The organism is Mesorhizobium sp. M2A.F.Ca.ET.042.01.1.1 (genome assembly GCF_003997405.1).
GTDB lineage: Bacteria > Pseudomonadota > Alphaproteobacteria > Rhizobiales > Rhizobiaceae > Mesorhizobium.
This window is the reverse complement of the sequence record NZ_RZRX01000368.1, coordinates 1-4,400: the sequence shown is the minus strand read 5'-3', so window position 1 is coordinate 4,400 and position 4,400 is coordinate 1. Positions and strand designations below refer to the sequence as shown.

Annotated in this window: 5 protein-coding genes; 1 reads left to right on the top strand and 4 read right to left on the bottom strand. The window is 64.5% G+C overall.

Annotated elements, in window-relative coordinates; translation table 11 throughout:
- The 4 genes from EOA23_RS31900 to dusB form a co-directional block, all read right to left on the bottom strand.
- On the bottom strand, window positions 1-224 hold a 224-nt coding region (locus EOA23_RS31900; protein WP_145966545.1), incomplete at its 3' end, for a hypothetical protein.
- 126 nt (window positions 225-350) lie between these two features.
- Window positions 351-1,811 carry a nitrogen regulation protein NR(I) gene (gene ntrC / locus EOA23_RS31895; protein ID WP_042642300.1) on the bottom strand — a complete coding sequence of 487 codons (1,461 nt, stop codon included), beginning with the start codon at window positions 1,809-1,811 and terminating at the stop codon, window positions 351-353.
- A complete protein-coding gene (locus tag EOA23_RS31890; protein WP_127307015.1) occupies window positions 1,808-2,944 on the bottom strand; it encodes a nitrogen regulation protein NR(II) in 1,137 nt (378 codons plus the stop codon). The genes ntrC and EOA23_RS31890 overlap by 4 nt, the downstream gene beginning before the upstream one ends.
- Window positions 2,941-3,969 (bottom strand): tRNA dihydrouridine synthase DusB, encoded by a 1,029-nt coding sequence (gene dusB / locus EOA23_RS31885; protein WP_127307014.1) that lies wholly within the window; start codon window positions 3,967-3,969, stop codon window positions 2,941-2,943. The genes EOA23_RS31890 and dusB overlap by 4 nt, the downstream gene beginning before the upstream one ends.
- Before the next feature lie 140 nt (window positions 3,970-4,109).
- Between dusB and EOA23_RS31880 the strand changes: the two genes are divergently transcribed.
- The coding region (locus EOA23_RS31880; protein ID WP_148669354.1) for a 2-C-methyl-D-erythritol 4-phosphate cytidylyltransferase at window positions 4,110-4,400 on the top strand (291 nt) is incomplete at its 3' end.

Below are 4,400 nucleotides of genomic sequence, written 5' to 3'. Positions count from 1 at the left end.
ATCAGGAACACAACGAAGACGGCATTGGCCGCGACGAGCGCCCAGGTCGTGTCGGCGGTCGGCGCGATCGGCGTTGCGCCGACCAGGATAGCAAACGAGATTGCCGCCGTGATCACCGCGCCGGCGATGGCCACCACGCCGGGCAGCGCCAGCAGCCGTCGGCCGTCACGTGTGCCAGCCTGGCTGAAAAGCGGTTGGTTCAGGGTCGGAGCCTCAGCTGCCATGTCGCGGTACAGAGTCGGTCATTGCGTCGGATGTATGCAACGCATTGTGGCGATTATGCAACAAGTGTGGCCGAGGACGAAATCTTTCCCCGTCAATTCGCCAATTATCGCAAGCACGAGGCTGCGCTATGGCTGCCTGGACGACTTGTATACGTTGACGCCAAGCTCGCGGATCTTCTTGCGCAGCGTGTTGCGGTTGAGCCCCAAAAGCTCCGCCGCCTTGATCTGGTTGCCGCGCGTCGCCGTCATCGAAGCCAGCACCAGCGGATATTCGACCTCGGCAAGAATGCGCTGGTAAAGTCCCGACGGGGGCAATTCGCCGGCGAAGGAGGCGAAATAGCGCTGCAGGAAATGCTCGACCGCCTGGCCGATCGACAGATCGTCGGGGATGAGCGCGCCGCCGTCCGGCACGACTGGCCTCTCGCCGGTCTTGAGCTCGGACTCGATGATTTCCGACGAAATCTCGTCCTGCGAGTAGAGGGCGGCCAGCCGGCGCACCAGGTTTTCCAGCTCGCGCACATTGCCCGGCCAGGGATAGCGCTTCATGAGCTCGATGCCGCCGGACGAAATCCGCTTGGTCTGCAGGCCCTCGCTGGCGCCCTGCTTGAAGAAATGCCGCACCAGGTCGGGAATGTCCTCGGAACGCTCGCGCAGCGCCGGCAGCCTCAGCGGCACGACATTGAGGCGATAGAACAGGTCTTCGCGGAAGAGGCCCTGATTGATCAGCGTGCGCAGGTCCTTGTTCGTGGCCGCGACGATGCGCACGTCGGTCTTGATCGGCGTGCGTCCGCCGACCGTCGTGTATTCACCCTGCTGCAGGACGCGCAGCAGCCGGGTCTGCGCTTCCATCGGCATATCACCGATTTCGTCGAGAAACAGCGTGCCGCCCTCCGCCTGCTCGAATCGGCCGCTGGAACGGTTCTGCGCGCCGGTGAAGGCGCCCTTCTCGTGGCCGAACAGTTCCGATTCGATGAGGTCGCGCGGAATCGCCGCCATGTTGATGGCCACGAACGGGCCGCCGCGGCGTCGGCCATATTCGTGCAGGGCGCGCGCCACCAGCTCCTTGCCGGTGCCGGATTCGCCGCTGATCATGACCGTGAGATCGGTCTGCATCATGCGCGCCAGCATGCGGTAGATGTCCTGCATGGCGGCGGAGCGGCCGACCAGCGGCATCGTTTCCGGCTGGTCCTCCGCGCGGGCGTCGAGCTTCGGCCGCTTCGGCTCGGACAGCGCCCGGTTGACGATGTTGAGCAGCTCGGTGAGGTCGAATGGCTTCGGCAGATATTCGTAGGCGCCCGTCTCGGAGGCGCGGATGGCGGTCATGAAGGTGTTCTGGGCGCTCATGACGATGACCGGCAGCTCGGGCCGAGCCTTCTTGATGCGCGGCAGCATGTCGAAGGCGTTTTCGTCCGGCATCACCACATCGGTGATGACCAGATCGCCTTCGCCAGCCGCGACCCAGCGCCACAGCGTCGAGGCGTTCGAGGTGACGCGCACTTCGTGGCCGACGCGCGACAGAGCCTGGTTGAGCACGGTGCGGATGGCCGCATCGTCGTCGGCGACCAGAATATTGCCGCGAACGCTCATTTGCGGTCTCCTTCTGCTTCATCGCCTGAGCCGGGCGAAGTCTCCTTCCAGGCCGGCATCAGGACGCGGAACGTGGTGCCCCGCGGCGTCGAATCGCATTCGATGATGCCGCCATGCTCGCCGACGATCTTGGCGACCAGCGCCAGCCCGAGGCCGGAGCCATTCGGCTTGGTGGTGATGAACGGATCGAAGAGGATCGGCAGGATGTCTTCCGATACGCCGGGACCGTTGTCGTGCACGCAGAATTCCAGCGGCAGCGAGACGCGGTCCTGCGTTCCAGGCACGGAAACGCGGATGCCGGGACGAAATGCCGTCGACAGCACAATCTCGCCCTGCGGGTCGGCGCCGATCGCCTCGGCGGCGTTCTTGACCAGGTTGAGGAAGACCTGGATCAGCTGATCACGGTTGGCGAAGACCGGAGGCAGTGATGGATCATATTCTTCCAAGATCTTGATTCGCCTAGCAAAACCGTTCTTGGCGATAGCCTTCACATGATCCAGGACGACGTGAATGTTGACGGGATAGCGCTCGATCGGCCGCTCGTCCGAAAACACTTCCATACGGTCGACCAGCGAGACGATGCGGTCGGTTTCGTCCGTGATCAGGCGGGTGAGCGCCCGGTCCTCGTCGGAAGCCGACAGTTCGAGCAACTGCGCCGCGCCCCTGATGCCGGACAGCGGGTTCTTGATTTCGTGGGCCAGCATGGCGGCCAGGCCGGTGACGGAGCGCGCAGCACCCCGATGCGTCATCTGGCGGTCGATCTTGTCGGCCATCGACCGTTCCTGGAACATCACGACGACGGAACCCGGAAACTCCGGCACAGGCGCGACATAGAGATCGACCATCTTCTCGATGCCGAGGCGCGGCGACGAGACGTCGACGCGGTATTCATTGACCGGCGCGCGGCGCTCGCGCACCTGGTCGACAAGCGTCAGCAACGGGCTGCCGAAGGGCACCAGCTTGGACAGCGTGTTGCGGGCAAGCATGGTCGCGCTGGAGCGGAAGAAATCCTCGGCATCCGCATTGGCGAAAGTGATGAAGCCGTCGGGATCGACCATGATTACCGGGCGGCGGATGGTGTTGAGCACGATGTTGGCGGCGTCCGCCACCTGCTGCGGGGCATCGGCTTTCATGCAGCGCTCCGCCGGCTGTCCGACGGCAAGCTGTCGGTGAATACGCGGCGCAATCCGGCGACGACTTTGGCCGGTTCGAACGATGTGAGGATACGTTTGCGCTGCTCGGCGCAAACACCTGGAGCATGGCGGTCAAGATACCAGCCGAGATGCTTGCGCGCCTGGCGCAGCCCGCTTTCGACGCCGTAGAGCGCGAGCATGTCCTCGTAATGCGAGACGACGTAATCGGTTAACTCTTGCGGCGTCGTTGGAATTCCCCGTGTGTTTGCGCCTGCCGCGACTGCCGCAATGCCGCCGGCGATCCACGGCGCGCCGTAATGTGCGCGGCCGATCATCACCGCGTCGGCGCCGGAAAGTTTGAGGATCGCCGCTGCTTCCTCAGGCGAGCCGACATCGCCATTCGCCACCACCGGGATCGAGACGGCTTGCTTGACGCGCGCGATGGCGCGCCAGTCGGCCTTGCCCTGATAGAACTGGCAGCGCGTGCGGCCATGCACGGTCACCATGCTGACGCCGGCCTGTTCGGCGCGGCGCGCCAGCATCGGGGCGTTGAGAGCGCTTTCGTCCCAGCCCAGCCGCATCTTGACCGTCACCGGCACCGAAACGGCGCCGACCACCGCCTCGATCAGGGACAGCGCATGGTCGAGGTCGCGCATCAGCGCCGAGCCGGCATAGCCGCCGGTCACCTTCTTCGCCGGGCAGCCCATGTTGATGTCGATGATATCGGCGCCCTCGCCCGCCGCGATTCGCGCGGCCTCGCCCATATGGGCGGCCTCGCGGCCGGCCAGTTGCACCATATGTACCGGCAGGCCGGAATAACGTATACGCAGGTCGCAGCCCGCCCTGCCCTTGGCCAGTTCGCCGCTCGCCACCATTTCCGACACGACCAGCCCCGCGCCATGCGCGTGGGCGCGCCGCCGGAACGGCTCGTCGGTGATGCCCGACATCGGCGCGAGGAAAACCCGATTGTGGATTTTTACCCCGCCGACATCAAGTGGCGATGCCAATGTGGTCAGTTCAGCCATGCACAAAAACCAAGCATGTTCGATCGTTGCACATTCTCTAGCCAGAAGTGCGGCGTTGTGCAACGCGCAATGACGTCACATTAAGGCGCATTTTGGAAAATGCTGGCCTTCGGCCATCACCCCGACTAGGACCGATCGGAATGAGCGAGGCAAGCGAAAAGCAAGCGGCGTCCCCAGGCGGCGGGATCGGAGTGGTGATCGTCGCCGCCGGCCGTGGCGCGCGTGCCGGTCAAGCCGACGGTCCGAAGCAATATCAGCGCATCGGCGGCCGGGCCGTTATCGCCCATACTCTGGATATCTTTCTTTCGCATCCGTTGATCGGCCCGGTTGTTGTCGCCATCCACGCCGACGATGCCGAGCTGTTGCAACGCGCCGCGGGGGCACACGCCGAACGTCTCATCACTGTCATCGGTGGCCCGTCGCGCCAGGCC

Coding starts and splice junctions, on each gene's coding strand:
- ntrC (WP_042642300.1), bottom strand. CDS start 1,811: ATGAGCGTTCGCGGCAATATTCTGGTCGCCGACGACGATGCGGCCATC.
- EOA23_RS31890 (WP_127307015.1), bottom strand. CDS start 2,944: ATGAAAGCCGATGCCCCGCAGCAGGTGGCGGACGCCGCCAACATCGTG.
- dusB (WP_127307014.1), bottom strand. CDS start 3,969: ATGGCTGAACTGACCACATTGGCATCGCCACTTGATGTCGGCGGGGTA.